This is a genomic window from Rhodococcus sp. ACPA1 (assembly GCF_002300195.1).
GTDB classification, from domain to species: domain Bacteria; phylum Actinomycetota; class Actinomycetes; order Mycobacteriales; family Mycobacteriaceae; genus Rhodococcus_F; species Rhodococcus_F opacus.
This window is the reverse complement of the sequence record NZ_NSDX01000001.1, coordinates 239,298-266,265: the sequence shown is the minus strand read 5'-3', so window position 1 is coordinate 266,265 and position 26,968 is coordinate 239,298. Positions and strand designations below refer to the sequence as shown.

The window sequence follows — 26,968 nt, the reverse complement described above, 5'->3', positions numbered from 1 at the left end:
TGCATGGAGACCTGGGTTCTGCCCGGACTGCTCGGCCTCGGCCTCGCCGCCGCGTCGGGACTGCGCACGTTCCTGCCGCTGCTGATTTTCAGCGCCGCGGTGCACTTCGAGATGCTCGGGATCACCCTGAACGAGTCGATGCGGTGGCTCGGTTCGACCGGGGCGCTGGTCGCGCTGTCGATCGCGACAGTGGTGGAACTGACCGCCGATCTCATCCCGTTCGTCGACAACGTGCTGTCCGTGATCGGCAACGTCACCGGTCCCGTGGCGGGAGTCATCGCGACCTGGGCGGCCTTCGCGGACGTGGACCCGTCGACCGCCGCGATCGCCGGAATCGTCATCGGCGCGCCCACCGCGCTGGCGTTCAGCACCGCGCAGACCGGCACCCGGGCGGTGAGCACGGCCTCCACCGGCGGGCTCGCCAATCCCGTGGTGTCGGTGATCGAAGACGTGGTCTCGTTCGTCACATCCCTGATCGCCCTGCTGCTTCCGCTGCTCGTCATCCCGCTACTCGCGTTCCTGCTGTGGTTCGCGTGGCGAGGGGTGCAGCGGGTGCGGCGACTGCGCGCGACGTGAACTGGTAGACAGTCCCCATGCCTGACACCGAGATCACGTTCGACAGCGGTGCCGTCACGTACTACGGCAGCCTGCGCACCCCCGACCACGCGAACGGGTCGGCGCCCGCCGCGCTGCTGCTCGCCGGCAGCGGCCCCACCGACCGCAACGGCGACAGCGCCCTGCTCCCCGGTGACATCGGAACGCTCCGCCACCTCGCCGACGTGCTCGAACAGCACGGCATCCCCAGCCTGCGCTACGACAAGATCGGCAGCGGCGAGACCGCCCTCGGCCCCTACGAGGTGGAAGAAGTCGGGGGTCTCGGATTCACCACCTTCGTCGACGCCGCCTCCGCGGGCCTCGACTTCCTGGCCGCCCAACCCGGGGTCGACCCGTCGAGGCTGATCGTCATCGGTCACAGCGACGGCGGACTCGTCGCCCTCGCGCTCGCCACCGCGGAAGACGAGTCGCGCGTGCGCGCCGTCGGACTGCTCGAACCGCTGAGTGTCCGGCTCCTCGATCTCCTCACCACGCAGATCCACGGCCAGCTCGACGCCGTCGTCGGCACCGGCCAGCTGCCGGTGGAACTGGCCGACGAACTCCGGCTCGCGCTCGCGGACACCGTCGAATCACTCCGCACGTCGGGCACGATCCCCGACGACCTTCCGGAACCCCTGCAGAACGCCGGGCTGGTCCATGCCAACGCCAAGGCCCTCGCGGAGGAGGACGCTCTCGACCCGCGCGCGCTGGCCGGCCGCCTGCCCGCCGGCTTCCCCGTCCTCACCAGCTGCTCCGCCAAGGACATTCAGGTACAGCTCGCAGACGTCGACGGCCTGAACGACGCCCTCGCGCACACCGCGCTGACGCCGGTGCGGATGACGAACGCCAATCACGTCCTCAAGGACGTCGGCGACCGCCCGTCCACCGGACCGGATTACGTGGAACCGCTCCCCTACTCGGCGGAGTTCACCGAACCGTTCAGCAGGTGGATCGCCGCTCTGTGATCAGTTCCCGCCCGCCCCGGTGATCACGGCCATCAGCGTGCTCGCCAGATCGGACACGAGCCCCAGGTTCTTGTCGTTGACGAGGTCCTGCAGCCCGTCGAGTCCCTCGACCTCGAGCAGCGGCGCGAGCATCTCCATCAACTCGGAGAACTCCGCCGACTCCGGGGTCGTCGACTTCGGGGTCGCCTTCGGGGTGGTCGCCTTCGGCGTCGTGGTGGTGGTCGACGACGCGCTGTCCTCGCTCGCCTCAGGCGTCGTGGTCGCTGCCGGTGCTGCCGCCAGCTCCTCGGCCGGCGCCGAATCCGACCCCGTCAAGAGGTAGGTGACGATGCCCGTCGTGATGGTGATCGCGTGCTTCAACTGGCCGTCGGTGCTCTCCAACTGGGCGGAGTCTTCCTTGTTGGAACCGTTGCCCATCTCGACGAACACCAGCGGCACCTGAGTCAGCGCCGGCCCGGCTACATCGGCGCGGGTCTGGAGGCCGTCGTTCACGCCGGCGTAGTTGGCGGGGACGAATCCGTCCGACTTGTAGGCGTCGCGCATCATCTTCGACGCCTCGAGCCCGCCACCGGACTGCGCCGCGTCCGCCTTCTCGTCGGGGATGGGCAGCGACGGGATGATCATGTGGAACCCGTGCTTGCTCGCGTCCTCGCCCTGCGCCGTCGAGTCCGCGTGAATGCTCACCGCGACGTCGGCATTCGATTCGCTTGCCGCACGCGCTCTTTCGTCGACGCATCCACCCCAGCCGGTGTCGTCCTGACGGCTCAGGACAACCTTCGCGCCGAGACTCTCGAGGCTGCTCTTCACCAGCTGGGAGACGTTCCAGTTGATGGTGTGCTCGGGCACCCCGCCCAGCGACGTCATGCCACTGGTCTGGCAGTCCTTCGTGTTGCCCCGGCCGTCGTTCACCTGCTGCGCGAGGTCGTGGCCCTCGCCGGAACCCTGATGTCCGGGGTCGAGGAACACCGTCATCCCGGACAGTTCGGTGCCGGTCGCCGTCGCCGCGGGTTCCGCCGAAGCCTGAGCAGGGATGAGCACGGACGCACCCAGGACGCAGGCGCCGAGGCCGGCCTTGATCGCAAATCGGTTCATAACGGGAATGGGCGCACCGTCGCAGTCCGGGCGCCACTCTCCTTCCACAGGTGCCACTCGAGTCACATCAGCCCCGAGTGAATCAGCTGCACCGTGCGTGCGGGCAGCCCGAGGCCGGATCGAAAGCAACCTGTGACCAAAGTGTGGGATTCGACAGATGAGCACCGATCAGCCACACACCGTGCATCTGACGAATCCGTGCGCGGAGGTGAACGGGACGGCAACTCTAGGCCAAGAGCCGCTGCTCAACCCTGCATTTCGGCGCAGTGGCCGGATAATGGAAGTGCAAACCCTCAACCGGTGCTGTACGGTCATCTACCAACCAGCAACGACACGCAGAAAGGTACGGACATGATGCAGCTTCACGCGCTCTTCGCATCCGTACCCGCATGGCGTCGCTGCTCCGCCGACAAGCACATCACCAAGTTCGGCGCACCCCGAGAATGTTGAGACTTACACCAAGTCATTCTCGGGCACCCAGGGCAAACCCCTCGGGTGCCTTTTCTTTTACCTTTCACTTTCAGGAGCACCCCATGAAACTTCGCATCAACCAACTGTCCACCTCTCCCCCGTATCTCGATCTGCCGGACGACCTCACCGGATACGCCGTCACCCTCGACCTGTCGCACTGCGACGCCGCCCACGAGGCCGGCCTGGGTGAGCTGATCAGCGAGGTCCGCAGCCGCGGCGCCGCCCGCGTGGTCATCACCGGTTCGCCGCGCGAACTCCAGGGCACGGGCCGAGCACACGGGGCCGCAGCGGCCTGACGACGCAGAACGGGCCCCGGCATGATGCCAAGGCCCGTTCGAGTTGCCGAACGCTAGTGTGCGAAGTGCCGCGCGCCCGTCAGGTACATGGTGATGCCGGCTTCCTTGGCCGCATCGATCACCTCGTTGTCGCGGACGGAACCACCCGGCTGCACGACTGCCTTGACGCCGGCGTTCGCGAGCACCTGCAGTCCGTCGGGGAACGGGAAGAACGCGTCCGACGCGCCCACCGACCCGACCACCCGGTCACCGGCCCGCTGCACCGCGAGGTGCGCGGAGTCGACGCGGTTGACCTGGCCCATGCCGACGCCGACCGACGCACCGTCGGAGGCGAGCAGGATCGCGTTGGATTTCACCGAGCGGCACGCGCGCCACGCGAACTCGAGATCCTTCAGGGTCTGTTCGTCGGCGGCGTCGCCGACGGCCAGCGTCCAGTTCGCCGGGTCGTCGCCCTCGGCGTCGAGCACGTCACGCTCCTGCAGGAGCGCTCCACCGGACACGGGACGCAGTTCGATTCCCGTCGCGGTGGGCGCCTCGGCGAGGAGGACGCGGATGTTCTTCTTGCGCTGCAGCACTCCGAGCGCACCGTCCGCGTAAGACGGGGCGATGATCACCTCGGTGAAGATCTCGGCGACCTGCTCGGCCATCTCGACGGTGATCTCGCGGTTCGCGGCGATGACTCCGCCGTATGCGCTGACCGGGTCGCAGGCGTGCGCCTTGCGGTGTGCCTCCGCGATGTCGGCTCCGACCGCGATGCCACACGGGTTCGCGTGCTTGATGATCGCGACAGCCGGCTCGCTGAAGTCGAACGCCGCACGCCAGGCGGCGTCGCCGTCGGTGTAGTTGTTGTACGACATTTCCTTGCCGTGCAACTGCTCCGCCTGGGCCAGACCGGCCGGAGCCGCGGGGTTCACGTAGAGGGCTGCGGCCTGGTGCGGGTTCTCGCCGTACCGCAGGACAGCCGAGCGGTCCCAGGTGGCGCCTGCCCACTCGGGGAACTGCGAGTCACCCGGTTCGACCAGCGTGGACGTCATCCAGCTGGCGACCGCGACGTCGTACGACGCGGTGTGCTGGAACGCCTGCGCGGCGAGGGCGGTGCGCTCGGGCAGCGTGAAACCGCCGTCGGCGACCGCGGTCAGTACGTCGTCGTAGCGGGCGGGATCCACCACGACCGCGACCGACGGGTGGTTCTTCGCGGCGGCACGCACCATGGACGGCCCGCCGATGTCGATCTGCTCGACGCACTCGTCGGGGGTGGCACCCGATGCGACGGTCTGCGTGAACGGGTACAGGTTCACGACCACCAGCTGGAACGCCTCGATGCCGAGTTCCTCGAGCTGCGCGAGGTGCTCCGGCTTCCGGGTGTCGGCGAGGACGCCGGCGTGCACCCGCGGATGCAGCGTCTTGACCCGGCCCTCGAGGCATTCGGGGAAGCCCGTCAGCGCCTCGACGGGGGTGACCGGGATGCCGGCGTCTGCGATCTTCGCTGCAGTCGACCCTGTCGACACCAGCTCGACGCCTGCCTTGTGCAGGCCCGTAGCCAGTTCGACCAGACCGGTCTTGTCGTAGACGCTGACGAGCGCTCGGCGTACTGCCTTGCGTTCACTCACTGGGGATCACGGCCTTTCGTCCATCGGAAACAACTCCACGGGTGGCGACAGCGGCGATGACGTCCGCCAACAACCGTCGCTCCACAGTCTTGATGCGCTCGTGCAGGGTCGACTCGTCGTCGCCGTCGAGCACCGGCACGGGTTCCTGCGCCAGGATCGGGCCGGTGTCGACACCCGCGTCCACGAGGTGGACGGTCGATCCCGACACCTTCACGCCGTAGGCCAGGGCATCCGGGACCGCGTGCGCGCCGGGGAATGCGGGCAGCAACGCGGGATGCGTGTTGATGATGCGACCGCCGAAGCGCTCCAGGAAGGCGGGACCGAGGATCTTCATGAAACCCGCCGACACGACGAGCGACGGCTGGTGGGACGCGACGGCCTCGGTCAGCGCGACGTCCCAGGCGGCACGGTCGGCGTGGTCGCGCAGGCTCACCCGGAAGTGGGGAATGCCCGCCGCGTTCGCGTGGGTGGTCGCATCACAGTCGCGGTCGACGCCGACGGCGACGATCTCGGCGGGATAGCCGTCCGTGTGTGTTGCTTCGATCAGCGACCTCAGGAGGGTTCCCGCACCGGAGGCGAGTACGACGATCCGCGCCGGCGAACCGGTCGTGGGCCTCAGGTGGTCACGCGAGGAAGTCAGCGCTCTACTCCTGAACAATCGAAAGGCCGGGTGAATCGACAGACGGGCGAAAATGGGGGCGGTCGCATCGTCGACCGACCAAGAGCCTAGTCGCTGGGGGTTGCGGGCCGTCGGGGCAGGTCGGCTTCCGGGCTCTCGGCGGCGTCTCCGGACCCCTCGGGTTCGTCCGTCGGCGTGTCTTCCTCGACCTCGGCGTCCACCACGACCTCGGCCTCGTCGCCGGTGTCCTGCGGTGCAACCGGCGCCGCCGGCGCTTCGGTGTCGTCGACGAGTTCGGCTTCGATCACCCGGCTCGGCGCGACGTCTTCGGCGACCACCGGCCCCTCGGTGATCGGGGCGGCGATCGCCGGAACCTCCTCCGCGCCCGGAAGGTGCGGCTCCTCGTCCTCGGTGTCGGCGTCGTCCTCGTCCACGGCGCCCCGGCTCCGATGCCAGGCCACGACCACCGCTGTCACCGCGCCCGCGAGTCCGAGCCACGCGAACGTGAGCAGTCCGAACGCCCACCAGTGCAACTCGACCGTTCCGAATGCGCCGAGCCTGCCACCGGACACGAGGCCGAGCACGGCCGTCACCACGCCCACCCCCGCGGCGGCGGTCAGCACGGTGAACAGCGCGTCCTGCCCGGCGACGCGACGTCCGCAGTCGCGTCCGAGCATCACACCGATCAGCAACGGAATCACCAGCAGCGCAGGCCAGGCGCCACCCGACACCCCGTCGGGAACCGCGCCGAGCAGCGGTAGCGGCGGTAGCGCACCACCGACGTTCCCGAATACGCTGACCGAGACGTCCCCGATCTGCGCGGTCCCTCCGATGACCGCGGCCGCGGCACCCACCACGACGTTCGGCAGGTACAGCATCGACAAGATCGTCAGTCCGAGCATTCCGACGACGCCGTCGCCGCGTTCGAGTAGCGAGCCGACCGTCGACCACTCCATCAGCAGCGAGATCGTGACCATGACCGCGCCGGCACCGAGAATCGCCGTCAACGCGCGCAGACCCGGCCGCACCGCGTCCCGGACCCACGACGGAACCTGCGCACCGAGCGTCGGCCACATCGCGACCGTCACACCGATCGCCGACGCAAGCAGGTGCACGAACAGCACCCACCCGAACGCGGCGAGCGCGTTCGGGGAGGACAACGGGATGACCGCCGACGCGTCCGCGATGACGGCGAGGCTGATGGCCGTCACGACCAGCGGTCCGGCCACCGCAGCGCCGATCACCTGCAGAGCGTGCCGCCGCGAGGACGCCGGGTGCACCACGGCGGCGCATCCGCGGGCGACGACCCACATCATCCCGGCTGTCGGGATCAGCGGGAGGACACCGAGTGACGTGCCGTCGATCGTCAACGGCACCTGGTGGATCGCCAGCCACGACGCCGCGATGGCACCGAACGTTCCCGTGAGGTCGCTGTTCGCCGCCACCAGCGTGACGACGATGAGTGCGGACAACAGGACGACGGTGACACCCGCGGGCCGGAATGCGACCGCGAGCAGCGCCCGCATCTCGTCGGCGTCGGGCACGGGTCGCTGTCGCGGGACTTGCCGCTCGTCATCGCCGACGGCTCGCCGTCGTGCACCCTGTGCGACGCGCTGCGCACGATCAACCAAAGAACTCATCCCCTCGAGAGTGGCACTCCGACGCCGCGGCAGCGGTCAGGCGCGCCGCACAGAAGTGGCCTCCGACCACGTTGGGTCAGAGGCCACCTGCTGGTTGGGCCGCTACTTGTCGTCTCTGTCGGCGCGCGTGTCGAACGCCTGGGTCGGCGCGCTGTAGCCCTCCGATTCCTTCTCGGCCGAGTCGGCCGGCTTCGCCTCGGTGGAAGGCTGCTCGCCGTACTCCAGCGTGCGCTCCACGGGGGACGACTCGGACTGCGATCCGTACGCAGGCGCCGCGTGCTGCGCGGAACCGTAGCTGGTCCCGGCCGGGTACTGCGAGCTGGGCGTTCCGGTGGACTGCGACGGGCTCGACGGCTGCGAGTACCCCTGGTACTGCGGCTGCTGGTAGGCGGTGGTCGGGGCGTCGTAGGACGCGGACCCGGCACCCGCAGCGGCTCCGTAACCCGGTTGCTGGGGCTGCCCGTAGCCCTGGCCGTAGCCGGGCTGGCTCTGCGAGGGCTGACCCTGCTGGCCGTAACCCTGCTGGCCGTAGCCGCCGGGCTGGTTCTGCTGGCCGTAACCGGGCTGCGATTGGCTCTGCTGCCCGTAGCCCTGCGGGGCGCTCTGACCGTAGCCCTGCGGCGGCTGTCCGTACGACTGCTGCGGGCTCTGCCCATAGCCCTGAGGGGCGCCTTGGCCGTAACCCTGCGGTGCCTGACCGGGCTGACCGAAGCCCGCGGCTGCGGCCGGCTTGGGCGCCGGCTGCTTCAGGAGCCCGATGTCGAACAGCACTGCCGCGACGGCCACGGCCGACTGGATGAACCCGAGAACGAGGATCAGGATTGCGCCCCAACCGGAATCCGCGTCGACGTTGAGAAATACGAACAACGCGACAACCCAGCCCGCGACGGACGCCGCCGCCGCCGCGCCCGCGTAGGACTGCTTCGGAAGAAGGGATGCCGCCGCGAGCAGACCACCGAGGAACAGCAGTCCGAGCCCGTCCGTATTGGCTTCGAACGAGTTCACGGACTCTCGCGCCAACGTGGCGTAGGGGGCGAACCCGAGCAGTAGGTTGAGGACACCGAGAACTGCGACACCGATCAGAAGGAAGAAGCCCAGGCCTTTCGGTTCTCCCCCTGCAGTCGGTTGCGCGGGCGGACCGTAACTCGGTCCTCCGGGCGTGAACGTCATGACTTCTCCTAGTCGACAAGTGGTCGTCTGCGTGCGCTCTTCCGACGCTAGCCTACGTATACCCGTCGGTCACTGCCGTCACTCGCGGCCCGCGGCGCCGGGAACAGCGCAGGAGACAATGGCTCGGTGCCGTACACCCTCGCTCCCCACACCGCCGATCTCACCCTCGAGACGGAGGTGAAGCACTCACGTTTCATCGCCGCCCTGCGGCGCGTCGAGGACGCCGACGCGGCGCAGGCCTTCGTCCAGGATCGGCGGCGGGCGTATCCCGATGCGCGACATCACTGTTCGGCGTACATCATCGGAAACGGGCCCAGCGACCGGGTCGAGCGCGCGAGCGACGACGGCGAACCCGGTGGCACCGCGGGCATTCCGATGCTGCAGGTACTCAAGGCCCGTGATCTCGTCGACGTCACGGTGGTCGTGACACGGTACTTCGGGGGAATCAAACTGGGCGCGGGCGGACTGGTGCGCGCCTACTCCGGCGCGGTGGCCACAGCGGTCGATGCCGCACCGCTCGTGCGGAGGGAACTTCGCCACCTGCACACCCTCGCCGTCGGCCACGCCGAGGCGGGACGCGTCGAGTCGGAGTTGCGTGGGCGGGGCGTCGTCGTGGTGGACACGACATACGGGGAATCCGCGGTCCTCACCCTCGCGGCGCGGGACTCGGCGGAGCTGGCTGATCTGGTCGCTGCCGTCACGTCGGGGACGGGGACACTCGATCCGGCCGGGGAGATGTGGGTCGATGCCTGAACGGCCTGTGCGTGGTTGACGAGTCCAGAGACTCGTCAACCACGCACGGGCGCGGAGCGCCTAGGCCTGGACGGTCAGGCTCTGCAGGATCTCGCGAGCGAGCGCAGCGGTCTCGGACGGCGTCTTGCCGACCTTCACGCCGGCAGCCTCGAGGGCGTCCTTCTTGGCCTGCGCGGTGCCCGAGGAACCGGAGACGATGGCGCCTGCGTGGCCCATGGTCTTGCCCTCGGGGGCGGTGAAGCCCGCGACGTAGCCGACGACCGGCTTCGTGACGTTCGCCTTGATGTAGTCGGCGGCACGCTCCTCGGCGTCGCCACCGATCTCACCGATCATCACGATGACCTTGGTCTCGGGGTCCTTCTCGAACGCTTCGATGGCGTCGATGTGGGTGGTGCCGATGACCGGGTCGCCGCCGATGCCGATGGCGGTGGAGAAGCCGAAGTCACGCAGCTCGAACATCATCTGGTAGGTCAGCGTGCCGGACTTGGACACGAGACCGATCGGGCCGGTGCCCGCGATGTTGGCCGGGGTGATGCCGACCAGCGACTCGCCGGGGGTGATGATGCCGGGGCAGTTCGGTCCGATGATACGGGTCTTGTTGCCCTTGGAGACGTTGTACGCCCAGGCGTACGCCGAGTCCTGCACCGGGATGCCCTCGGTGATGACCACGAGCAGCGGGATCTCCGCGTCGATGGCCTCGACGATGGCGTCCTTGGCGAAGGCCGGGGGAACGAACGCGATGGAGACGTCCGCGCCGGTCTTCTCGATGGCCTCGGCGACGGTGCCGAAGACGGGCAGCTCGACGCCGCCGTCGTGGGTGACGGTGGTGCCGGCCTTACGGGCGTTGACACCGCCGACGACCTGGGTGCCGGCCTTGAGCATCAGCGCGGTGTGCTTGGTGCCCTCGCCGCCGGTGATGCCCTGGACGATGACCTTGGAGTCCTTGGTCAGGAAGATAGCCATGTTTTTTGAGTCCCTTTACTTTGCGGCGAAGGCCAGCTCGGCAGCCTTGTCGGCAGCCTCGTCCATGGTTCCGACGACCGTGACCAGCGGGTGGGCGGCCTCGGCGAGGATACGACGACCCTCTTCGACGTTGTTGCCGTCCAGGCGGACGACCAGCGGCTTGTTGGCCTCGTCACCGAGCGTCTTCAGGGCGCCGACGATGCCGTTGGCGACCGCGTCACACGCGGTGATGCCACCGAAAACGTTCACGAACACGCTCTTGACCTGCGCGTCGTTCAGGATGACGTCCAGGCCGTTCGCCATGACCTCTGCGGAGGCGCCGCCACCGATGTCGAGGAAGTTGGCCGGCTTCACGCCACCGTGCTTCTCACCGGCGTAGGCGACGACGTCCAGGGTCGACATGACCAGGCCGGCGCCGTTACCGATGATGCCGACCTCACCGTCGAGCTTGACGTAGTTGAGGTCGTTCTCCTTGGCCTTGAGCTCGAGCGGGTCCGTGGCGTCCTTGTCCTCGAACGCCTCGTGGCCGGGCTGACGGAACGCAGCGTTCTCGTCGAGCGTGACCTTGCCGTCGAGCGCGAGGATCTGGTCGTCCGGCGTGCGGACGAGCGGGTTGACCTCGACGAGGAGAGCGTCTTCGTTGATGAAGACCTCCCACAGCTTCTGGATCGTCACGGCCGCTGCGTCGAGCACCTCGGCGGGCAGCTTTCCTGCCTCGGCGATGCTGCGCGCGAACGCGAGGTCGACACCCTTGACGGCGTCCACGGGGATCTTCGCGAGAGCGTCGGGGTTCTCCTCGGCGGTGACCTCGATCTCGACGCCACCCTCGACCGAGCACATGGCCAGGTAGGTGCGGTTGGTGCGGTCGAGCAGGAAGGAGATGTAGTACTCCTCGGCGATGTCACTCGCCTCTGCGACCAGCAGCTTCTTGACGACATGACCCTTGATGTCGAGGCCCAGGATCGCCTCGGCGTTGGCCTGGGCGGCATCGGCGTCGGCGGAGTACTTGACGCCACCGGCCTTGCCGCGGCCTCCGACCTTGACCTGCGCCTTGACCATCACGGGCTTGCCGATTTCTTCGGCAATCTCGCGTGCACCGGCGACCGTGTCGGTAACACGCCCAGCCGAAGTCGGCACCTCGTGCTTGGCGAAGAGTTCCTTCGCCTGGTATTCGAAGAGATCCATCTGCTCACCGTCTCGTCTGCGTTGACACCCGCTCGAGGGGTAGGAGCGGGTCTGTTTTGGACTTTAACCAGTTGCCGGGCCCGGTCTGCGGCCGCGTGTCTGCTATGTGGTCCACATCACGCGATAACACGCATTGAGGCGAGCCTCACCAGAAGTACTGAGGAGAGCCTCACCGCGGTCGACGGGGCGGACCTCACCGATTTCTGCTGCGTGTCGTGAGGGCCGCGGCAGCCGCAATCAACACTATGCCCACCGTTGTCGGGACGACACCGGCCCCCATTGAGGGATCGGTCACCCGGGCCGCGGTGAGCGGCCACGACAGGAGGTATACCCCCACCACAACGGCCGAACCGAGCAGGAGTGCCACCGCCCGGGCGGGGCGGGCACGTGAGGCGACGATCACTGCGAGGACCACCGCGACGCCCAGTAGGACGCGCCCCCACACGTCGAGGTTCCACGGGAACTCCGCGAACGATGCGGGCGCGTAGTCGTCGCCGCGTGCATCGGTCCCGTGGAAGAGCGGCAGTCCCAGTCCGACGAACGCGGCGACCGCCCCGAGACCACCGACCGCGAGGACCGCGATCGAGGTGGACGGCTCCTCGGACGTGTCGATCTCCTCGCGTTCCGCCGAACCGGCGAACCACGTCAGCACGCCGGTGACGCCGGCGGTGACGGCCGCACACCACAGCAGCGCGGCACCGATTCCGGCGCCGATTCCGGGGACGTCGGTGGCGAGCACGACGGACTGCGACACCGAGGCGACGGAGAACGGGATCGTCACCCACAGCACTCCGACCGCGGGCCGGACGGTGGAGGCGAACTCCGACAGCAGCAGCCAGACGCAGCCGACGACGAGCACGAGGGCGGCGACGAGCACGACCCGGGTGGCGTAGATGTCGGGGCGCACGGCGTCGGCCGGGATGTCGAGGACGGGGAGCAGGGCACCGGCGGCGGCGAGCACGGCGGTGACGATTCCGGTGGTCCCGGCGGCGACGTGCCAGCGGGCGATTCGAGCGCGGGCCGCGGCGGCCTCGGCTCGCAGCGCCGCCTTGGCGACGCCCTTCGCGGACGGGGTGACGGCCCCCTTCTTCGCCGGGGCGCCCTGAGCCGGCGCGGACGACGAGGGGGTGGCGAGCGTCTTCAGGATCCTGCTGTCGCGAGCCCGGTCGACCATCGGGATGCAGACACCGACGAGTACGAGGACACCGGCGCCGACGGTCCCCCACACCGCGCCGGGCCCGGGCTGGATCCGTTCGCCCGCGGCGAGTCCGGCCACCAGGCGCGTCCCGACCACGCCGAGTGCGGCCAGACCGGCCCCGACGAGCGCACCGGACGCGACGGGCGGTGAGATGGACGCCAGTGCGGAGGCGACCACGATCAGAACGGCCGCCGCCAGCAGCCCGGCGCCTGCGGACGCGGCGAGATCCGACTCCACGACCGTCGGGACGAGGATGACCGGATCCTCGGACACGAAGGCGGGAGCGAACAGCGCGCCGACGAGCACGACGGCGGCGACCACCGCGACCGCGGACGGCAGGAATCCGGCACGGGCGCCGGTCGCTCGTCCGACCTGTTCGGAGCTGCGGGCGTCGCCGTAACCGTCCATCAGCGACTCCCGGTGGACTGCCACCATGCCGAGGAGGCCGGCGAAGGCGATCAGCAGGTGTCCGCCGAGGGCGGCGTACGCGCCGGACCCGGCGGCGAGCTCGGCCGCCGTCTCGGGCCGGAACAGTTCGAGTCGATTGGCGTCGATGGCGTCCGTCCACAGCTGTGTGTCGAGCACGGCGGCGCCGAGGGACACCGCACCGGCACCGGCCAGCAGCGCACCCGCCACCGCGGTGCGCCGGGCGACAAGCGCGGGGACGGCGAGGACGGGTGCGGCGAGGGCGAAGACGGCAGCCCACAGTGCGGCTGCGCCGATCGCGGACGGCGCGGCCACCCCGTCGGCCGAACGGACGGCGTGCAGGACGGGCGCCGAGGCCACTCCCACACCCCCGACGAGACCCAGGACGACCGCGAGCACGCACCCCCGGCGCGCACGGGCGGGATCGGGCTCCTCGACGGCCGTCAGACCGGTGCCGCCGGACGAGGGAATACGTTCGGGCTCGGCCCTACGCCCGTCCGGAGATCGAGTTGATGACGCCACAGGCCGACGCTAGCGCTAACCCACTGCCTCCCCCGCGTTGTGACACGCGTATTCAGGGGCGAGATTGAACCGAGACGAAAAGTGGGTTCGACGTTTCCCCAGCTCAGTTTGTGATGCCCGTCACATGTAGCCGTTCCTCCGCGTTACAGGTTGCGCGCATCGCAACCGTTTCGTTACCGTCGCCAAGGTCTAAGTCACAGGCAGGTCACGAGCAGGAGGGGGACGGGCGTATGCACCATCGCAGCCAGTTCACGGCCAGCCGTTTTGTGAGTCACCACGATGACGAGTTGCGGGGTCACAACGACGAAGTCGCGCCCACGTACCCCTCGAGGTCGGTCGAGCGTTATCCCGAGACCGATAGTTCTGAGATTTCACGCATGCTCTTCCGCAATTCGCAGTCCACACGCTCCACCCCCGACAGCGTCGACGCCGGCAACGGCTTCGAGACCGTCGACACCGAGTCCGAGATTCCCGGCTTCACTCCCCGCAGCGGTTCCGAGTCCTTCGAGGGCGCACCCTCCCACTCCCGCCGCGGAGCCCACCGCATCCCGACTCCCCCCTCAGCTCTCAAAGGTCGCGCCGCAGTCCTCGCAGTCGCAGCGGGCGCCGTAGTCGCCGCAGGCCAGGCCGCCGTCACCAGCGGATCGTCCAGCTCCTCCGACCACTCCGAGGTCGCCCTCGCCAGTGACGAGTCGAGCACCATCGGAACCACCGCCGAGCCGCAGGCCGCCCAGTTCTCCACGGTCGCCGACACCGCCGCGTCCGAGTCGAACGCCCCGCAGGTCCTCAACATCGCGAACCCGACCGACCTGTCGCAGTTCAGCAACCTGCTCGCCAAGGGACAGCGTTTCAGCGAAGAGCGCGCCGCCCGCGAAGCCGCTGCCCGCCGCCCCCTGTTCGTCCTCCCCGCCGTGGGAACCTTCACCTCCAACTTCGGAAGCCGCTGGGGCACCCTGCACGCGGGCGTCGACATCGCCGCCCCCATCGGCACCCCCATCGTGGCCGTCGCCGACGGCGAGGTCATCGACTCGGGTCCGGCTTCCGGGTTCGGCATGTGGGTCCGCCTCAAGCACGCCGACGGCACCATCACCGTCTACGGCCACATCAACACCTCCACCGTCACCGTCGGCCAGAAGGTCATGGCGGGCGACCAGATCGCCACCGTCGGCAACCGCGGCTTCTCCACCGGCCCGCACCTGCACTTCGAGGTCCACCTCGCCGGCGAGAACAAGATCGATCCCCTCCCCTGGCTGGCCTCCCGCGGCATCAGCCTCGGCCCCGAGATGGACTGACCGAAACCTTTCGGCACCACCCGAACACACGACTGCGGCGCATGCAATGCATGCGCCGCAGTCGTTTCGCCGTCGCTACAGCTTGACCATCGGGACGCCACCGATCAACATCAGCCGGACCTTGCCCGCGCTGCCGAAATCGATGGTGACCGTCGCGGTCGGGCCGGCGCCCTTGGTCTCGAGGACCGTGCCGAGGCCGTACTTGTCGTGACTGACACGGTCGCCGACCGTGAGCACCAGGTTGTTGTTGCGGGAACGGGCTGCGCCGAAGCTCGGCGTGCCTGCCGACCCGCCGCCGTAACCGGAACCGCCGCCGAAGCCCTGACCGCCGTATCCCGATCCACGCGCACGGCCACCGCCGATCGCACCACCGGAACCGATACCGGTGCCCGGGTCCTCACGACGCCAGTGCACGAGATCCGACGGGATCTCCTGCAGGAACCGCGACTCCGGGTTCTGGATGGGCTGGCCCCACGCCGACCGCATGACGGCCCGCGTCAGATACAGCCGCTGCCGGGCACGGGTGATGCCGACGTACGCGAGCCGGCGCTCCTCCGACAGTTCCGTGGGGTCGCCGAGCGCTCGCATGTGCGGGAACTGACCGTCTTCCCACCCGGTGACGAAGACGACGGGAAACTCGAGCCCCTTCGCGGTGTGCAGGGTCATCAGCGTGACGACGCCTTCGTCGTTGTCGGGTAGCTGATCGGAATCCGCGACCAGCGACACGCGTTCGAGGAACGCGGCGAGGGAACCGGGGTCGGGTTCACCGTCCCGGGCGTCGACGTCGCCGTCCTCCGGCGGTTCCACGAGGCCGGCCGCGTTCCGCGCGTCGGAGCTGAACTCACGCGCCACGCTCACGAGTTCGTTGAGGTTGTCGAGGCGCGCCCCGTCCTGGGGGTCACTGCTCGCCGCGAGTTCGGCGCGGTAGCCCGTCCGCTCCAGGACCGCCTCGACGACGTCACCGATGTCGCCGAGCTGGTCGGGGACGACGTCATCCGCAGTGGTCTCCGGCGGGAGCATCACCCGCAGTCCGTCCATGAGTTCGAGGAAGGACGCGATGGCCTTCTGGGAACGGGTGTTCAGCAGCGGTACACGGCCCTCACCGCCGTCCCGCAGCGCCTCGGCGAAGCTGATGCCCCGTTGCTCGGAGTGGACGGCCACACACGCCTCGGCGCGGTCGCCGATGCCGCGGCGGGGCGTGTTGAGGATCCGGCGCAGGCTGACGGTGTCGTCCTCGTTCGCGAGGACTCGGAGATACGCGACGATGTCCCGCACCTCCTTGCGCTCGTAGAACCGCACTCCGCCGACGACCTTGTACGGAACGCCGAGCCGGATGAAGATCTCTTCGAGGGCACGGGACGAGTTGTTGGTGCGGTAGAACACGGCGACGTCACCGAACTTGGCGTCGCCGGAATCGACGAGCTTGTCGATCTCGGACGCCACGAACGACGCCTCGTCGTGCTCGTTGTCCGCGACGTAGCCGGTGATCAGCTCGCCCTCGCCCGAATCGGTCCACAGCCGCTTCTCACGCCGGCCGGTGTTCTTCGAGATCACCGAGTTGGCCGCCGACAGAATGTTCTGGGTGGAGCGGTAGTTCTGCTCCAGCAGGATGGTGCGGGCGTCCGGGTAGTCGCGCTCGAACTCCTCGATGTTGCGGATCGTCGCGCCGCGGAACGCGTAGATCGACTGATCCGCGTCACCCACCACGCACAGCTCGGCCGGGGCGACCCGGTGGTCCGCGTCCTCGCCGTCGGCGGTTCCGCCGACCAGTTCACGCACCAGCATGTACTGGGCGTGGTTCGTATCCTGGTACTCGTCGACCAGCACGTGGCGGAACCGCCGCCGGTAGTATTCGGCCACCTGGGGGAACGCCTGCAGCATCGCGACCGTCTCGCCGATCAGGTCGTCGAAGTCCAGCGCGTTCGCCGAACGCAACCGCTGCTGGTAGTGCCCGTACACCTTGGCGATCAGCCGCGGCAGTTCCGCCGGATCCTTGTCGGCGTCGGCGCTCGCCTGCTCCGGGTCGACGAGCTCGTTCTTGAGATTCGAGATGTGGGTGGCGAGCAGCCGCGCCGAATAGCGCTTGGTGTCGATGTTCAGATCCTTGGCGATCATCGTCAGGAGCCGCCGCGAATCGTCCGCGTCGTAGATGGAGAAGTTCGAGTTGAGGCCGGGGAGCAGCGCCGCCTGGGCTCGCAGGATCCGCACGCAGCTGGAGTGGAACGTGGACACCCACATGCTGTTGGCCCTGGGGCCGACGAGGTGGGCGACGCGTTCCCGCATCTCCGCGGCAGCCTTGTTGGTGAACGTGATGGCCAGGATCTGACCGGGCATCACCCCCCGCTCGGCCAGCAGATATGCGATGCGGCGGGTGAGGACAGCCGTCTTGCCCGAGCCCGCACCCGCGACGATCAACAGCGGAGAACCGGCGTGCACGACCGCTTCCCGTTGCGGTGGGTTGAGGCCCTCGAGGAGCACGTCCGACCCTGTGCGCGCAGGTGCGGCGGCGCGCGGGGTCGTCTCGTTGCTCAGAGGAGAAGCGGTGCCGGAGATAGTGTTCATCGTCTATCAAACTTACCGGCGTGTACCGACAGCGTCACAGCCGCTTGGCCTGCGCGGTGCCGCCATGGCAAACTGGTACACATGTTCAGTCCGCCGTCGCGCCCCCTGTGGCGATTTTTTTACGGGTACCGGCCTCCGGTGCCCGTGAACTGAACAGCTCACGAGCCCCGAGGTCCGCACCGGATCCGGGGCTTTTTTCGTCAAACGAGCCTGGATCGGTAACGACTCGAGCCAAAACAACGATCCAAGTTCTGACAAGAGGGAGACGAACCAATGAGCACTCAGACCGTCGCATCAGCCGCCAAGGAAACCGCTGTTCCCACCAGCGAGGCCGAGATCGAGGTTCTCCGCCAGGAGATCGACAAGCTCGACGCCGAGATTCTCGCCGCTATCAAGCGCCGTGCAGAGGTCTCGCAGCTCATCGGGCGCACGCGGATGGCGTCCGGCGGTCCCCGCCTCGTCCACAGCCGTGAGATGAAGGTGCTCGAGCGGTTCAACGAGCTCGGCCAGGAAGGCCACACACTCGCCATGCTGCTGCTGCGCCTCGGGCGCGGCCGCCTCGGTCACTGATTCCCGAAACGGCCTGCCCATCCCCCGACGGCGGTCGTTACGGCTCGAGTGCCACGTACTTGGTCTCCAGGTACTCCTCGATGCCTTCACTGCCCCCTTCGCGCCCGAAGCCTGACGCTTTGACGCCGCCGAAGGGGGCAGCGGTGTCCGAGATGACTCCGCGATTGATGCCGACCATGCCCGATTCGAGGGCGTCGGCCACCCGGAGTGCACGATCCAGGTCGCGGGTGAAGATGTACGACGCCAGGCCGAATTCCGTGTCGTTGGCCGCGGCGATCCCTTCTTCTTCGGTGCCGAACCCGGCGATCGCGACGACCGGTCCGAACACCTCTTCCTTCAGGATCCGGGCCTGCGCGGGGATCTCGTCCAGCACGGTCGCCGGGTAGAAGTAACCGGGACCTTCCGGGGCGACCCCGCCGAGCCGCACCCGGGCGCCGGCGCCGACGGCGTCCTGCACCAGTTCCCCGACCTTCTCGAGTTGGTCCGCGTTGATCAGCGGGCCGAGCGTCGTGTCGGGATCCGTGCCGGGTCCGAGTGTGTACGAGGACAGCTTGTCGACGAGCTTCGCGGTGAACTCCTCCCGCACACTGTTCGCGACGTGGAAGCGATTAGCCGCGGTGCAGGCCTCGCCCCCGTTGCGCATCTTGGCGAGGACGGCGCCGGCCACCGCCTTGTCCACGTCCGCGTCGTCGAAGACCACGAAGGGCGCGTTCCCGCCGAGTTCCATGGACGTGCGCAGCAGCCCCTTCGCCGACTTCTCGACGAGCATCCGCCCCACCCCGGTCGAGCCGGTGAACGTGAGCTTCCGCAGCCGGGGGTCGTCGAGCAGCGGACCGGTCACCTCACCAGACTTCGACGTCGGCAGCACGGACAGCACGCCCTTCGGAAGCCCCGCGTCGGCCATCACCTCGGCGAGCAGGAGCATCGTCAGCGGAGTCTCGGAGGCGGGTTTGACGATCATCGTGCAGCCGGCGGCCAGGGCGGGCCCGATCTTGCGGGTGCCCATCGCGAGCGGGAAGTTCCACGGTGTGATCGCCAGACACGGTCCGACGGGCTGCTTGGTCACCAGGATGCGTCCGTTTCCCGCGGGTGCCGGTGTGTAGCGGCCTGCGATACGCACGGCCTCCTCGCTGAACCACCGGAAGAACTCGGCGCCGTACTTGACCTCCCCCGCGCTCTCCGGCAGCGCCTTGCCCATCTCCAGCGTCATCAGCAGCGCGAAGTCGTCGGCCCGGGCCGTGATCTTCTCGAACACCGCGCGGAGCAGTTCCCCACGCTCACGTGCCGGGGTCGCCGCCCACTCCCGCTGCACCGCGACCGCGGCGTCGAGCGCTTTCATCGCGTCGGCAGGGCTGGCGTCCGCCACCTCGGTGAGGGCGTCACCGGTGGCCGGGTCGAAAACGGTGAACGTGGCACCGTTCTCGGCGTCACGCTTCTCGCCGCCGAGAAAGAGGGTTGTGGGAACGGTTCGCATGAGTTCGACAGCATCCATGACGTCCATCATGCGCCGCACCGAAGTTCGCACGGAAGTTTCGACGCGCGGGCATTAAGCTCAAATCTCGTGAGCTCAGACATCACCGGAACCGCTGCCTGGCAGAAATTGCGTGATCATCACGCTCAAATTCAGTCCGTCCATCTTCGAGAACTCTTCGAGAAGGACCCGGCGCGCGGGCAGGAACTCACCGTCTCGGCCGGCGACCTGTACATCGACTACAGCAAGCACCGCATCGACCGCGACACCATCGGGTTGCTTCTCGAGCTGGCGCGCAGCGCCGACCTGGAGGCACGCCGCGACGCGATGTTCGCGGGCGAGCACATCAACACTTCCGAGGACCGCGCCGTCCTCCACACCGCGCTGAGGCTGCCCGCCGACGCGTCTCTCGTCGTCGACGGGCAGGACGTCGTGGCCGACGTCCACGAGGTCCTCGACCGCATGGGCGACTTCACGGATCGTGTGCGCTCCGGTGAATGGCGTGGCGCGACGGGCGAGCGAATCAAGACCGTCGTCAACATCGGTATCGGCGGTTCGGATCTGGGTCCGGTGATGGTGTACCGCGCGCTGCGGCATTACGCCGACGCCGGCATCAGCGTCCGGTTCATCTCCAACGTCGACCCCGCCGACCTGGTGCGCAGCCTGCAGGGCCTCGACCCGGCCACCACCCTGTTCATCGTGGCGTCCAAGACGTTCTCGACGCTCGAGACGCTCACCAACGCCACCGCCGCGCGGCGCTGGCTGCTCGGCGGCCTCGGCCTCGGAAACGAAGCGGTCGCAAAGCATTTCGTCGCCGTCTCGACGCATGCGGATCGGGTGGCGGAATTCGGTATCGACACGGCCAACATGTTCGGATTCTGGGATTGGGTAGGAGGCCGGTACTCCGTCGATTCCGCCATCGGGCTGTCGGTGATGGCGGCGATCGGCAAGGAGCGGTTCGCGGAGTTCCTCGCCGGCTTCCACGCCGTGGACGAACACTTCCGCACGGCGCCGCTCGAGGATAACGCGCCGGTCCTGCTCGGCCTGATCGGACTCTGGTACTCGAACTTCTTCGGCGCCGAATCCCGTGCCGTGCTGCCGTATTCCAACGACCTCGTGCGGTTCCCGGCCTATCTGCAGCAGTTGACGATGGAATCGAACGGCAAGTCGGTGCGTGCCGACGGCTCCCCCGTCCCCACGTCCACCGGTGAGATCTTCTGGGGTGAACCCGGCACCAACGGGCAGCACGCCTTCTACCAGCTCCTGCACCAGGGCACCCGGCTCGTCCCCTCCGATTTCATCGGTTTCGGCGAGCCCACGGACGACCTGCCCACCGCGGACGGCACCGGCAGCATGCACGACCTGCTGATGAGCAACTTCTTCGCCCAGACGAAGGTCCTGGCGTTCGGCAAGACGGCCGAGGAGATCGCGGCCGAGGGAACGCCCGAACATCTGGTGCCGCACAAGGTCATGCCCGGCAACCGGCCGTCCACCACGATCCTCGCGCCGAAGCTCACCCCGTCGGTGATCGGGCAGCTGATCGCCCTGTACGAGCACCAGGTGTTCGTGGAGGGTGTCGTGTGGGGTATCGACTCGTTCGACCAGTGGGGTGTCGAGCTCGGCAAGACGCAGGCTGTGGAGCTGCAGCCGGTACTCACTGCCGCGGATGAACCGGCCGCGCAGAGTGATTCGTCGACGGACAGCCTGGTGCGCTGGTACCGCCGTCAGCGCGGACGGGCCTGATTCACCAGCTCTCGGTGGTGTAGACCCGGCCCGACCGGTCCACCAGCCGGGCCCGCAGCTCGTGCTGTTCGATCCAGCGGATCGCACCGATGCCGCGGGCGAGGGCGGCGATGCTGGCCGCGTACGCCCAGAGTGCGTCGTCGGCGATCACCGTCACCGTCTCCCACTCGGTGGCGGTGGGCGGTTCGGCGGCCGGGGGCGCGAACGCCGTCGCCATCGCAGTCCCGTTCACCAATTCGACCTCGCCGTCGCCGGGCACCGGGATCTGCCAGCCGCCGGCGGGACAGTGCCCGGCCGTTGCGATGACGTCGCCGATACGCACGGCGGCCCCGCACTCGAGTTGGCGGGCGACCAGTTCCGCCGCCCGGTCCACCGTGTCGGCCTTGGCGGTGTCGGTGATGTCGAACGAGGCGCCCCACGGCGCGAACACGACGTCGTCGTCGATCTGGACGTCGAGGAAGCTCGGCTCCGGGTGCACGGTGGGGATCAGGTCCTCGTCGGGCGATTCGGAGGCGAGCGGGTTCACCACCCCGTCGGTCATCCGGGCGGCCCAGAGCGCCGAACGCAGCAGTGCCGACATCCGCCGGCTGACCTTCACCGGCGCGCCCTGCGAGAGGTTGACGGCGTGGATCTCGGCGTCGCCGCGGTGGATGTCGCAGACCGATTCGGCCTCGTCGATGACGGCCGCGATCAGCGCTGCAGCCTCGGGAAGGGCGGCACCTTCGGTGACGTCGACTTCCACGACGGAACCCCACACCTTCCATTTCTCGACGCTAACCATGGTGTTCTCCGTGTGCGGTCTGTACAGCGCTGCACTTCCAGTATGCGCCGGCTGTCCAGAGGTCCGCGTCCGTCGTCCACCTCGACCGGTCGTACACTTCGCTGGTGAGCGCCCGATTGAGCGTCGTCGACGAGATGTTCCTGCGCACCCATCGGGGGTGGGGAACGCCGATCGTGATGCAGGGACTGTGGCGTACCGACGGGCAGGTGAACGCCTCGATTCTCGACTCCCTGAGCGCAGACTTCGCCCGCGGACCGCTCGGCAGGCGCGTGGTGCGTCCGCGAATTCCCGGCGCGCGGCCCCGGTTCGAGCCGAGTACCGACGCCTTCCCCGTCGAATACGCGGAAATCGAGGCCGGGACGGTCCTCGCGTGGGCGGACGAGCAGGGCTCGTTGCCGGTCGACCCCGAGCGGGGTCCCGGCTGGCGGCTGGCGTGCGCACGACCCGCCGACGGGGGCACGGTGCTGTCGCTGGTGTGTTCGCACGTGCTCGCGGATGCGCGCGGACTGGCGGCAGCCATCGCGGCGGCGCTGCAGGGCCTGCCCCCGTCGGCTCCAGGAGGTGCGGACGGCGCTGTCGCGGACATGTGGGACGCCACCCGGCTCGCCCGCCGCGTGACGGAGGGAACCGCGCGTGCGGTCGCCGGCCTCGTGGTGAGCGGGACCCGGCGCGCGGAACTCCGGCGCTTCCTGCACGTGAGTGGCAAAGCGTCCCCCGCCACATTTTGCCACTCACCTGTGTCGGCGGTGCTGGACGTGGACGCCGAACGGTGGGACGCCGCCGCGGAGCGGGCGGGCGGAACCCCGAACAGCCTGTTCCTGGCCGTGGTGGCCGAGTTGGCGCGGCGGGACGGCGAATCCCGGCCGCTCACGATCAGTGTGCCGATGGACCTGCGGGGCGCCGCCACCTCGTCGGGTACCGCGAACTCCGTCGCCATGGTCGAGGTGGACGTCGGCCCGCAGGACACCGTCGCCGACGTGCGGGCGGCGAGCCGCGCGGCGTTCTCCGCGCCCGCGATGACGAGTCCGGCCGGGTTCCCGGAGGAAATGCTGCAACTGGTCCCCGACCGGGTGGCGCATGCCCTCACGGGCAGCCCCGGCGAACGGGACGTACTGTGTTCCAACATCGGACCGCTACCCGAGGCGCTCGTCTCGATCGGCGGTCACCGCGCCACCGGCATCGCCACCCGAGCCGTGCATCCGGGTGTCGTGACCAGCCGCACCCGGCTCTCCGCCTATCTCAGCCGATTCGGCGGCAGCTACTCCCTCGCGCTCGAGTCGCTGGACAGTCCGGACCACGCCGCGCTCCGGGAGCGAGCGGCGAACGTCCTCGCCCGCCACGGTCTCGACGCACGGAGCTGGTGACGTCAGGACTCGGACGCGGGTTCGGCGTAGGGCTGACGCGCCGACTGCGGATCGCCGTAGGTGATCGCCCGCTCCCGGCGCGTCCGCGACGCCAGCGTGACGCCCCAGTTCAGCAGGGTGCCGAACCGGTTGCGGTACCCGGCGAGGAACGCGATGTGGATGACACCCCACGAGACCCAGCCCATGAACCCGGACATCCGGATCGGGCCGGCCTGGAGCAGCGCGTGCCTGCGGGCGATGTAGGCCGCGCTCCCCAGGTCGCGGTATTTGAAAGGTTTGCGGTCGGGCGTTCCCCCCGCGACGGTGCGGGCGATGCATCCACCGACGTGCCTGCCACCCTGCATCGCGACCTCGGCAACGCCGGGAAGCTCGTTCAGCGACATCAGGTCGCCGATCACCCAGACGTTCGGGTGTCCGGGCACGGTGAGATCGGGTTCGACGGCGATGCGCCCACCCTGAATCTGCTTCACGCCCAGCGCATTCGCGAGAGCTCCCGCGAACGGCACGGCCTCGACGCCCGCGGTCCAGAGGATCGTGCGAGCCCCGTAGCGCTTCTTGGTGTGGGCCGCGTTCTTGGCCGTCGTCTCGATGCTGGTCTCGCAGACGTCGGTGACGTGCACACCGAGATGCGTTTCGACGCCGACCTTGTCGAGGGTTCTCTGCGCCGCCGCGGACAGTTTCCGGTTGAACGACGGGAGAACGCGGTCGCCGCCGTGGAAGAGCAGCACCCGGGCCTCGCAGGGGTCGATGGACTGGAACTCGTGGGCGAGGGCGTGCACGGCGAGTTCCCGGATCTGGCCCGCCAGTTCGACTCCGGTGGGTCCGCCGCCTGCGACGGCGAATGTCAGCCACGGCCTGCGCTCCTCCGCGGTGGGCAGCGATTCGGCCATCTCGAAGGCGGAGATCAGCTTTCGGCGAATGGCGAGCGCGTCGTCGAGGGTCTTCATCCCCGGTGCCCACCGGATGTACTCGTCGTGCCCGTGGTACGCCTGACGCATTCCCGCCGCGACGATCAGGTAGTCGTAGGGAAGGTCGAACGTGGATCCGTCGAAGCGACTGGCGGTCAGGACCCTGCTGGCGGCATCGACGGCGTGCGCCTCCCCGAGGGCGACGTGCACGTTGCGGTTGCCGCGCAGCAGGTGCCGCAGCGGGCTGCTGATCTCCCCTTCGGAAAGCAACCCCGTCGCGCATTGGTAGAGCAGCGGCTGGAAGAGGTGGCTGGTTCCCCGGTCCAGCAGGGTGACGTCCACGTCGACGTCGCAGAGCCGCCGGGCGGCGTGGATCCCGCCGAACCCTCCCCCGACGATGACGACACGGGGCCTCGAACGCTGCAGGCCGAGGGACGAGGATTCCTGGGCGGTCGTCATAGGTCAGTCCTACACGAACCGGGATGTCCACGCATGAGGAAGCAACCTCAACGCGAGGTCGATTCCTCGCCATTTGATTCCCGGCAGCGCAGCGCGGTTCGTCTCCTTCTCGATGGCCGCGACCATCGCATCGACGCCGTCGTCGAGACTGGCCGTCATCTTGGCACTGTCCCCGGCCCTGCCCGACATGTCGGTGGCGATGTACCCGGGGAGCAGCGTGGTCACCACGATCGGACTCTTCGCCAGCTCCGCGGTCAGCGCCTCGCCGAGGGCCGACACTCCCGCCTTGCTCGCCGAGTACGCCGCCTTCGGGCCGGGCAGACCCCGATCGGCACTGATCGAGGACACGAGCACCAGGTGTCCGGAGTTCTGTTCGCGGAAGATCCCGAGCGCCGCCTCGCACTGCGACAGGGCACCGACGAAGTTGGTGCGGGCGGTGGCGAGATTGGCGTCGGCCCGGCCCGTTCCGATCCGGGCCCCTTTGCCGAGTCCGGCGTTGACGACGACGCGGTCTAGTCCGCCCAGCTCGTCGCGCAGTTCGCCGAAGACCCGGACCACCGCGTCGTGGTCGGTGACGTCGAGTTCGCGGACGGCGACGGTGATCCCGGGATGCGCCGCCTGCAACTCGTCGCGCACGGACTCGAGCCGGTCGACGCGTCGCGCGCACAGCGCGAGGTCCCGCCCCTGGGCGGCGAACCGACGAGCCATCTCCTCGCCGAGTCCCGAGCTGGCCCCGGTGATCAGAATCTTCTGCCGTCTCATTCCGCCACACTATCTACCCGCGGGTAACAACGCGAGAGGCCCGCCGGAACCTCTGACATCCAGCACCGACCGGCTTACCGTTACAGGTATGACTGACTCTGGGAGCGGCGCGGAAGAGTTCGATGTCATCGTGATCGGAGGCGGTCCCGCGGGTGAGAACGCGGCGAGTTACGCCATCGCGGGCAGCGACCGCACCGCGGCGCTGATCGAACACGAACTCGTCGGCGGGGAATGCTCCTACTGGGCGTGCATGCCCAGCAAGGCGCTGCTGCGTCCGGGTGACGTCCTCGGGGCCGCGCGCAACATGCCCGGGGTGTCCGCCGGTCCGCTCGACGTGGACGCCGTGCTGGCGCGACGCGACTCGTTCACCAGCAACCACGACGACTCGTCGCAGGTGATGTGGGCCGACTCGCAGGGGATCGACGTCATCCGCGGATCGGCACGCATCACCGGGGACCGCACGGTGAGGGTCGGCGATTCCCGCGAGCTGCGCGCCCGGCACGCCGTCGTGGTCGCGACCGGGACGACCGCCGCGGTCCCCGACACCCCCGGCCTTCGGGCGGCGTTGCCGTGGATCTCGCGGGACGCCACCAACCTGAGAGAAGTTCCGCGCCGGGTCGCCGTGATCGGCGGCGGCGTCGTGGCATGTGAGAGCGCGACGTGGCTGCTGGACCTCGGTGTCGAGGAACTGACGATGGTGGTGCGCGGCCGGGCACTGCTCCCGAAGAACGAGCCGTTCGCCGGTGAGCGGGTGGCCCGCTCGCTGGAGAAGAAGGGTGCGCAAATCCTGTTCGGCGCGGACCTTCGCGGCGTCGAGCGGCCCGACGCCCGGGACACGGGGATCGGCCGTATCCACGGCGGCCCGGTGACTCTGGACGTGGCGGGACAGGATCCGCTCGTCGTCGACGAGGTCGTCGTCGCGACCGGGCGCACTCCGGCGACATCGGCGCTCGGCCTCGACGCGCGACTGCTGAACTCCCACGGATACCTCACCACCGACGATCATCTGACGACGGCGGACGAATGGTTGTACGCCGTCGGCGACGCCAACGGCCGCGCGTTGCTCACCCACATGGGCAAGTACCAGGGCCGTGTGTGCGGTGACGTGATCGCCGCCCGCGCCGAGGGCAGGGCGCTGGAGGGGTCCCGATTCCGGGCGATCGCCGACCACGGCCAGGTCCCTCAGGTGGTGTTCGCCGATCCGGAGGTCTCGGCCGTCGGGATCACCGAGCAGGAGGCGCGCGACGCCGGGGTGGACGTCGAGACCGTCGAGGTCGACATCGCCGTCGCCGGCTCGTCACTGGCCCGCGACGATTTCAGCGGTCACGCCAAGCTCGTGGTCGACGGGGCCACCGACACCCTGGTCGGAGCGACGTTCGCGGGCACGGACGTCGGCGAACTCATCCATGCCGCCACCATCGCGCTGGTCGGGAAGGTGCCGCTCGACACGCTGTGGCACGCGGTCCCGTCGTACCCGACCGTGAGCGAGGTGTGGCTGCGACTGCTGGAGGCGCGGCGCTGAGCCGAACGGAAGACCGTCGCCGGAGGTGAA

The 26,968-nt window shown here is 68.8% G+C and carries 22 protein-coding genes; 9 read left to right on the top strand and 13 right to left on the bottom strand.

Features of this window, described 5'->3' with window-relative positions:
• The first annotated feature begins 3 nt into the window (after nucleotides 1–3).
• A complete protein-coding gene (locus CJ177_RS01085; protein WP_095867120.1) occupies nucleotides 4–576 on the top strand; it encodes a DUF4126 domain-containing protein in 573 nt (190 codons plus the stop codon).
• A gap of 17 nt (nucleotides 577–593) precedes the next feature.
• Nucleotides 594–1,559 carry a serine aminopeptidase domain-containing protein gene (locus CJ177_RS01080; RefSeq protein WP_061699656.1) on the top strand — a complete coding sequence of 322 codons (966 nt, stop codon included), beginning with the start codon at nucleotides 594–596 and terminating at the stop codon, nucleotides 1,557–1,559.
• Here the strand turns inward: CJ177_RS01080 and CJ177_RS01075 are convergent, their stop codons facing one another.
• On the bottom strand, nucleotides 1,560–2,651 hold the full coding sequence (locus tag CJ177_RS01075; protein ID WP_095867119.1) for an N-acetylmuramoyl-L-alanine amidase: 1,092 nt from the start codon (nucleotides 2,649–2,651) through the stop codon (nucleotides 1,560–1,562).
• A gap of 533 nt (nucleotides 2,652–3,184) precedes the next feature.
• Here CJ177_RS01075 and CJ177_RS01070 point away from each other — a divergent pair.
• Complete coding sequence (locus CJ177_RS01070; protein ID WP_005238564.1) at nucleotides 3,185–3,418, top strand: hypothetical protein; 234 nt, start codon at nucleotides 3,185–3,187, stop codon at nucleotides 3,416–3,418.
• 53 nt (nucleotides 3,419–3,471) lie between these two features.
• On the opposite strand, the gene purH is transcribed toward CJ177_RS01070, so the two are convergent.
• From purH to CJ177_RS49155, 4 genes are all read right to left on the bottom strand, one after another.
• Complete coding sequence (purH, locus tag CJ177_RS01065) at nucleotides 3,472–5,028, bottom strand: bifunctional phosphoribosylaminoimidazolecarboxamide formyltransferase/IMP cyclohydrolase (RefSeq protein ID WP_005238563.1); 1,557 nt, start codon at nucleotides 5,026–5,028, stop codon at nucleotides 3,472–3,474.
• Nucleotides 5,021–5,686, bottom strand: coding sequence for a phosphoribosylglycinamide formyltransferase (gene purN, locus CJ177_RS01060; RefSeq protein WP_061700190.1), 666 nt, complete (start codon nucleotides 5,684–5,686; stop codon nucleotides 5,021–5,023). The genes purH and purN overlap by 8 nt, the downstream gene beginning before the upstream one ends.
• 68 nt (nucleotides 5,687–5,754) lie before the next feature.
• Nucleotides 5,755–7,278: a DUF6350 family protein gene (locus CJ177_RS01055; RefSeq protein WP_095867436.1), complete on the bottom strand. Its 1,524-nt coding sequence runs from the start codon at nucleotides 7,276–7,278 to the stop codon at nucleotides 5,755–5,757.
• A 111-nt stretch (nucleotides 7,279–7,389) separates the two neighbouring features.
• Nucleotides 7,390–8,457: a DUF5336 domain-containing protein gene (locus CJ177_RS49155; RefSeq protein ID WP_005238547.1), complete on the bottom strand. Its 1,068-nt coding sequence runs from the start codon at nucleotides 8,455–8,457 to the stop codon at nucleotides 7,390–7,392.
• A gap of 126 nt (nucleotides 8,458–8,583) precedes the next feature.
• Here CJ177_RS49155 and CJ177_RS01045 point away from each other — a divergent pair, with 126 nt between their 5' ends.
• A complete protein-coding gene (locus CJ177_RS01045) occupies nucleotides 8,584–9,210 on the top strand; it encodes a YigZ family protein (protein ID WP_095867118.1) in 627 nt (208 codons plus the stop codon).
• Nucleotides 9,211–9,270: 60 nt separating this feature from the next.
• Here the strand turns inward: CJ177_RS01045 and sucD are convergent, their stop codons facing one another.
• The 3 genes from sucD to CJ177_RS01030 form a co-directional block, all read right to left on the bottom strand.
• The gene (sucD, locus tag CJ177_RS01040; protein WP_005238543.1) at nucleotides 9,271–10,173 is read right to left on the bottom strand and encodes a succinate--CoA ligase subunit alpha; all 903 of its coding nucleotides are present in this window, start codon (nucleotides 10,171–10,173) and stop codon (nucleotides 9,271–9,273) included.
• Between the two features lie 15 nt (nucleotides 10,174–10,188).
• On the bottom strand, nucleotides 10,189–11,358 hold the full coding sequence (sucC, locus tag CJ177_RS01035) for an ADP-forming succinate--CoA ligase subunit beta (RefSeq protein WP_005238541.1): 1,170 nt from the start codon (nucleotides 11,356–11,358) through the stop codon (nucleotides 10,189–10,191).
• 193 nt (nucleotides 11,359–11,551) lie between these two features.
• Entirely contained in the window at nucleotides 11,552–13,504 is a 1,953-nt protein-coding gene (locus tag CJ177_RS01030; RefSeq protein ID WP_095867117.1) for a hypothetical protein, read from the bottom strand.
• 230 nt (nucleotides 13,505–13,734) lie between these two features.
• On the opposite strand from CJ177_RS01030, the gene CJ177_RS01025 reads away from it, so the two are divergent.
• Complete coding sequence (locus tag CJ177_RS01025) at nucleotides 13,735–14,796, top strand: M23 family metallopeptidase (protein ID WP_005259979.1); 1,062 nt, start codon at nucleotides 13,735–13,737, stop codon at nucleotides 14,794–14,796.
• 75 nt (nucleotides 14,797–14,871) lie between these two features.
• Here the strand turns inward: CJ177_RS01025 and pcrA are convergent, their stop codons facing one another.
• Complete coding sequence (gene pcrA / locus CJ177_RS01020) at nucleotides 14,872–17,358, bottom strand: DNA helicase PcrA (protein WP_005238535.1); 2,487 nt, start codon at nucleotides 17,356–17,358, stop codon at nucleotides 14,872–14,874.
• Between the two features lie 273 nt (nucleotides 17,359–17,631).
• Here pcrA and CJ177_RS01015 point away from each other — a divergent pair, with 273 nt between their 5' ends.
• A complete protein-coding gene (locus tag CJ177_RS01015; protein WP_005238528.1) occupies nucleotides 17,632–17,928 on the top strand; it encodes a chorismate mutase in 297 nt (98 codons plus the stop codon).
• A gap of 37 nt (nucleotides 17,929–17,965) precedes the next feature.
• Here CJ177_RS01015 and CJ177_RS01010 read toward each other — a convergent pair whose 3' ends face one another.
• Nucleotides 17,966–19,420 (bottom strand): NAD-dependent succinate-semialdehyde dehydrogenase, encoded by a 1,455-nt coding sequence (locus CJ177_RS01010; RefSeq protein WP_179443142.1) that lies wholly within the window; start codon nucleotides 19,418–19,420, stop codon nucleotides 17,966–17,968.
• A gap of 69 nt (nucleotides 19,421–19,489) precedes the next feature.
• Between CJ177_RS01010 and pgi the strand changes: the two genes are divergently transcribed.
• Nucleotides 19,490–21,142, top strand: coding sequence for a glucose-6-phosphate isomerase (pgi, locus tag CJ177_RS01005; protein ID WP_095867116.1), 1,653 nt, complete (start codon nucleotides 19,490–19,492; stop codon nucleotides 21,140–21,142).
• Nucleotide 21,143: 1 nt separating this feature from the next.
• On the opposite strand, the gene CJ177_RS01000 is transcribed toward pgi, so the two are convergent.
• The gene (locus CJ177_RS01000; RefSeq protein WP_025432092.1) at nucleotides 21,144–21,923 is read right to left on the bottom strand and encodes an FAD:protein FMN transferase; all 780 of its coding nucleotides are present in this window, start codon (nucleotides 21,921–21,923) and stop codon (nucleotides 21,144–21,146) included.
• Nucleotides 21,924–22,027: 104 nt separating this feature from the next.
• Here CJ177_RS01000 and CJ177_RS00995 point away from each other — a divergent pair, with 104 nt between their 5' ends.
• Nucleotides 22,028–23,287 carry a hypothetical protein gene (locus CJ177_RS00995; protein ID WP_095867115.1) on the top strand — a complete coding sequence of 420 codons (1,260 nt, stop codon included), beginning with the start codon at nucleotides 22,028–22,030 and terminating at the stop codon, nucleotides 23,285–23,287.
• A 2-nt stretch (nucleotides 23,288–23,289) separates the two neighbouring features.
• On the opposite strand, the gene CJ177_RS00990 is transcribed toward CJ177_RS00995, so the two are convergent.
• Together CJ177_RS00990 and CJ177_RS00985 are read right to left on the bottom strand one after the other, a co-directional pair.
• Nucleotides 23,290–24,654 carry an NAD(P)/FAD-dependent oxidoreductase gene (locus tag CJ177_RS00990; RefSeq protein ID WP_005238511.1) on the bottom strand — a complete coding sequence of 455 codons (1,365 nt, stop codon included), beginning with the start codon at nucleotides 24,652–24,654 and terminating at the stop codon, nucleotides 23,290–23,292.
• A gap of 9 nt (nucleotides 24,655–24,663) precedes the next feature.
• Complete coding sequence (locus tag CJ177_RS00985; protein ID WP_061042637.1) at nucleotides 24,664–25,416, bottom strand: SDR family oxidoreductase; 753 nt, start codon at nucleotides 25,414–25,416, stop codon at nucleotides 24,664–24,666.
• A gap of 88 nt (nucleotides 25,417–25,504) precedes the next feature.
• Between CJ177_RS00985 and CJ177_RS00980 the strand changes: the two genes are divergently transcribed.
• Nucleotides 25,505–26,938 carry an NAD(P)/FAD-dependent oxidoreductase gene (locus CJ177_RS00980; RefSeq protein WP_095867114.1) on the top strand — a complete coding sequence of 478 codons (1,434 nt, stop codon included), beginning with the start codon at nucleotides 25,505–25,507 and terminating at the stop codon, nucleotides 26,936–26,938.
• The last annotated feature ends 30 nt before the right edge of the window (nucleotides 26,939–26,968 follow it).

Bases quoted from the DNA above. Each gene is read 5' to 3' on its own strand.
- CJ177_RS01085 (WP_095867120.1), top strand. From the start codon at position 4: ATGGAGACCTGGGTTCTGCCCGGACTGCTCGGCCTCGGCCTCGCCGCC.
- CJ177_RS01080 (WP_061699656.1), top strand. From the start codon at position 594: ATGCCTGACACCGAGATCACGTTCGACAGCGGTGCCGTCACGTACTAC.
- CJ177_RS01075 (WP_095867119.1), bottom strand. From the start codon at position 2,651: ATGAACCGATTTGCGATCAAGGCCGGCCTCGGCGCCTGCGTCCTGGGT.
- CJ177_RS01070 (WP_005238564.1), top strand. From the start codon at position 3,185: ATGAAACTTCGCATCAACCAACTGTCCACCTCTCCCCCGTATCTCGAT.
- CJ177_RS49155 (WP_005238547.1), bottom strand. From the start codon at position 8,457: ATGACGTTCACGCCCGGAGGACCGAGTTACGGTCCGCCCGCGCAACCG.
- sucD (WP_005238543.1), bottom strand. From the start codon at position 10,173: ATGGCTATCTTCCTGACCAAGGACTCCAAGGTCATCGTCCAGGGCATC.
- sucC (WP_005238541.1), bottom strand. From the start codon at position 11,358: ATGGATCTCTTCGAATACCAGGCGAAGGAACTCTTCGCCAAGCACGAG.
- CJ177_RS01025 (WP_005259979.1), top strand. From the start codon at position 13,735: ATGCACCATCGCAGCCAGTTCACGGCCAGCCGTTTTGTGAGTCACCAC.
- pcrA (WP_005238535.1), bottom strand. From the start codon at position 17,358: ATGAACACTATCTCCGGCACCGCTTCTCCTCTGAGCAACGAGACGACC.
- CJ177_RS01015 (WP_005238528.1), top strand. From the start codon at position 17,632: ATGAGCACTCAGACCGTCGCATCAGCCGCCAAGGAAACCGCTGTTCCC.
- CJ177_RS01010 (WP_179443142.1), bottom strand. From the start codon at position 19,420: ATGGATGCTGTCGAACTCATGCGAACCGTTCCCACAACCCTCTTTCTC.
- CJ177_RS01000 (WP_025432092.1), bottom strand. From the start codon at position 21,923: ATGGTTAGCGTCGAGAAATGGAAGGTGTGGGGTTCCGTCGTGGAAGTC.
- CJ177_RS00990 (WP_005238511.1), bottom strand. From the start codon at position 24,654: ATGACGACCGCCCAGGAATCCTCGTCCCTCGGCCTGCAGCGTTCGAGG.
- CJ177_RS00985 (WP_061042637.1), bottom strand. From the start codon at position 25,416: ATGAGACGGCAGAAGATTCTGATCACCGGGGCCAGCTCGGGACTCGGC.
- CJ177_RS00980 (WP_095867114.1), top strand. From the start codon at position 25,505: ATGACTGACTCTGGGAGCGGCGCGGAAGAGTTCGATGTCATCGTGATC.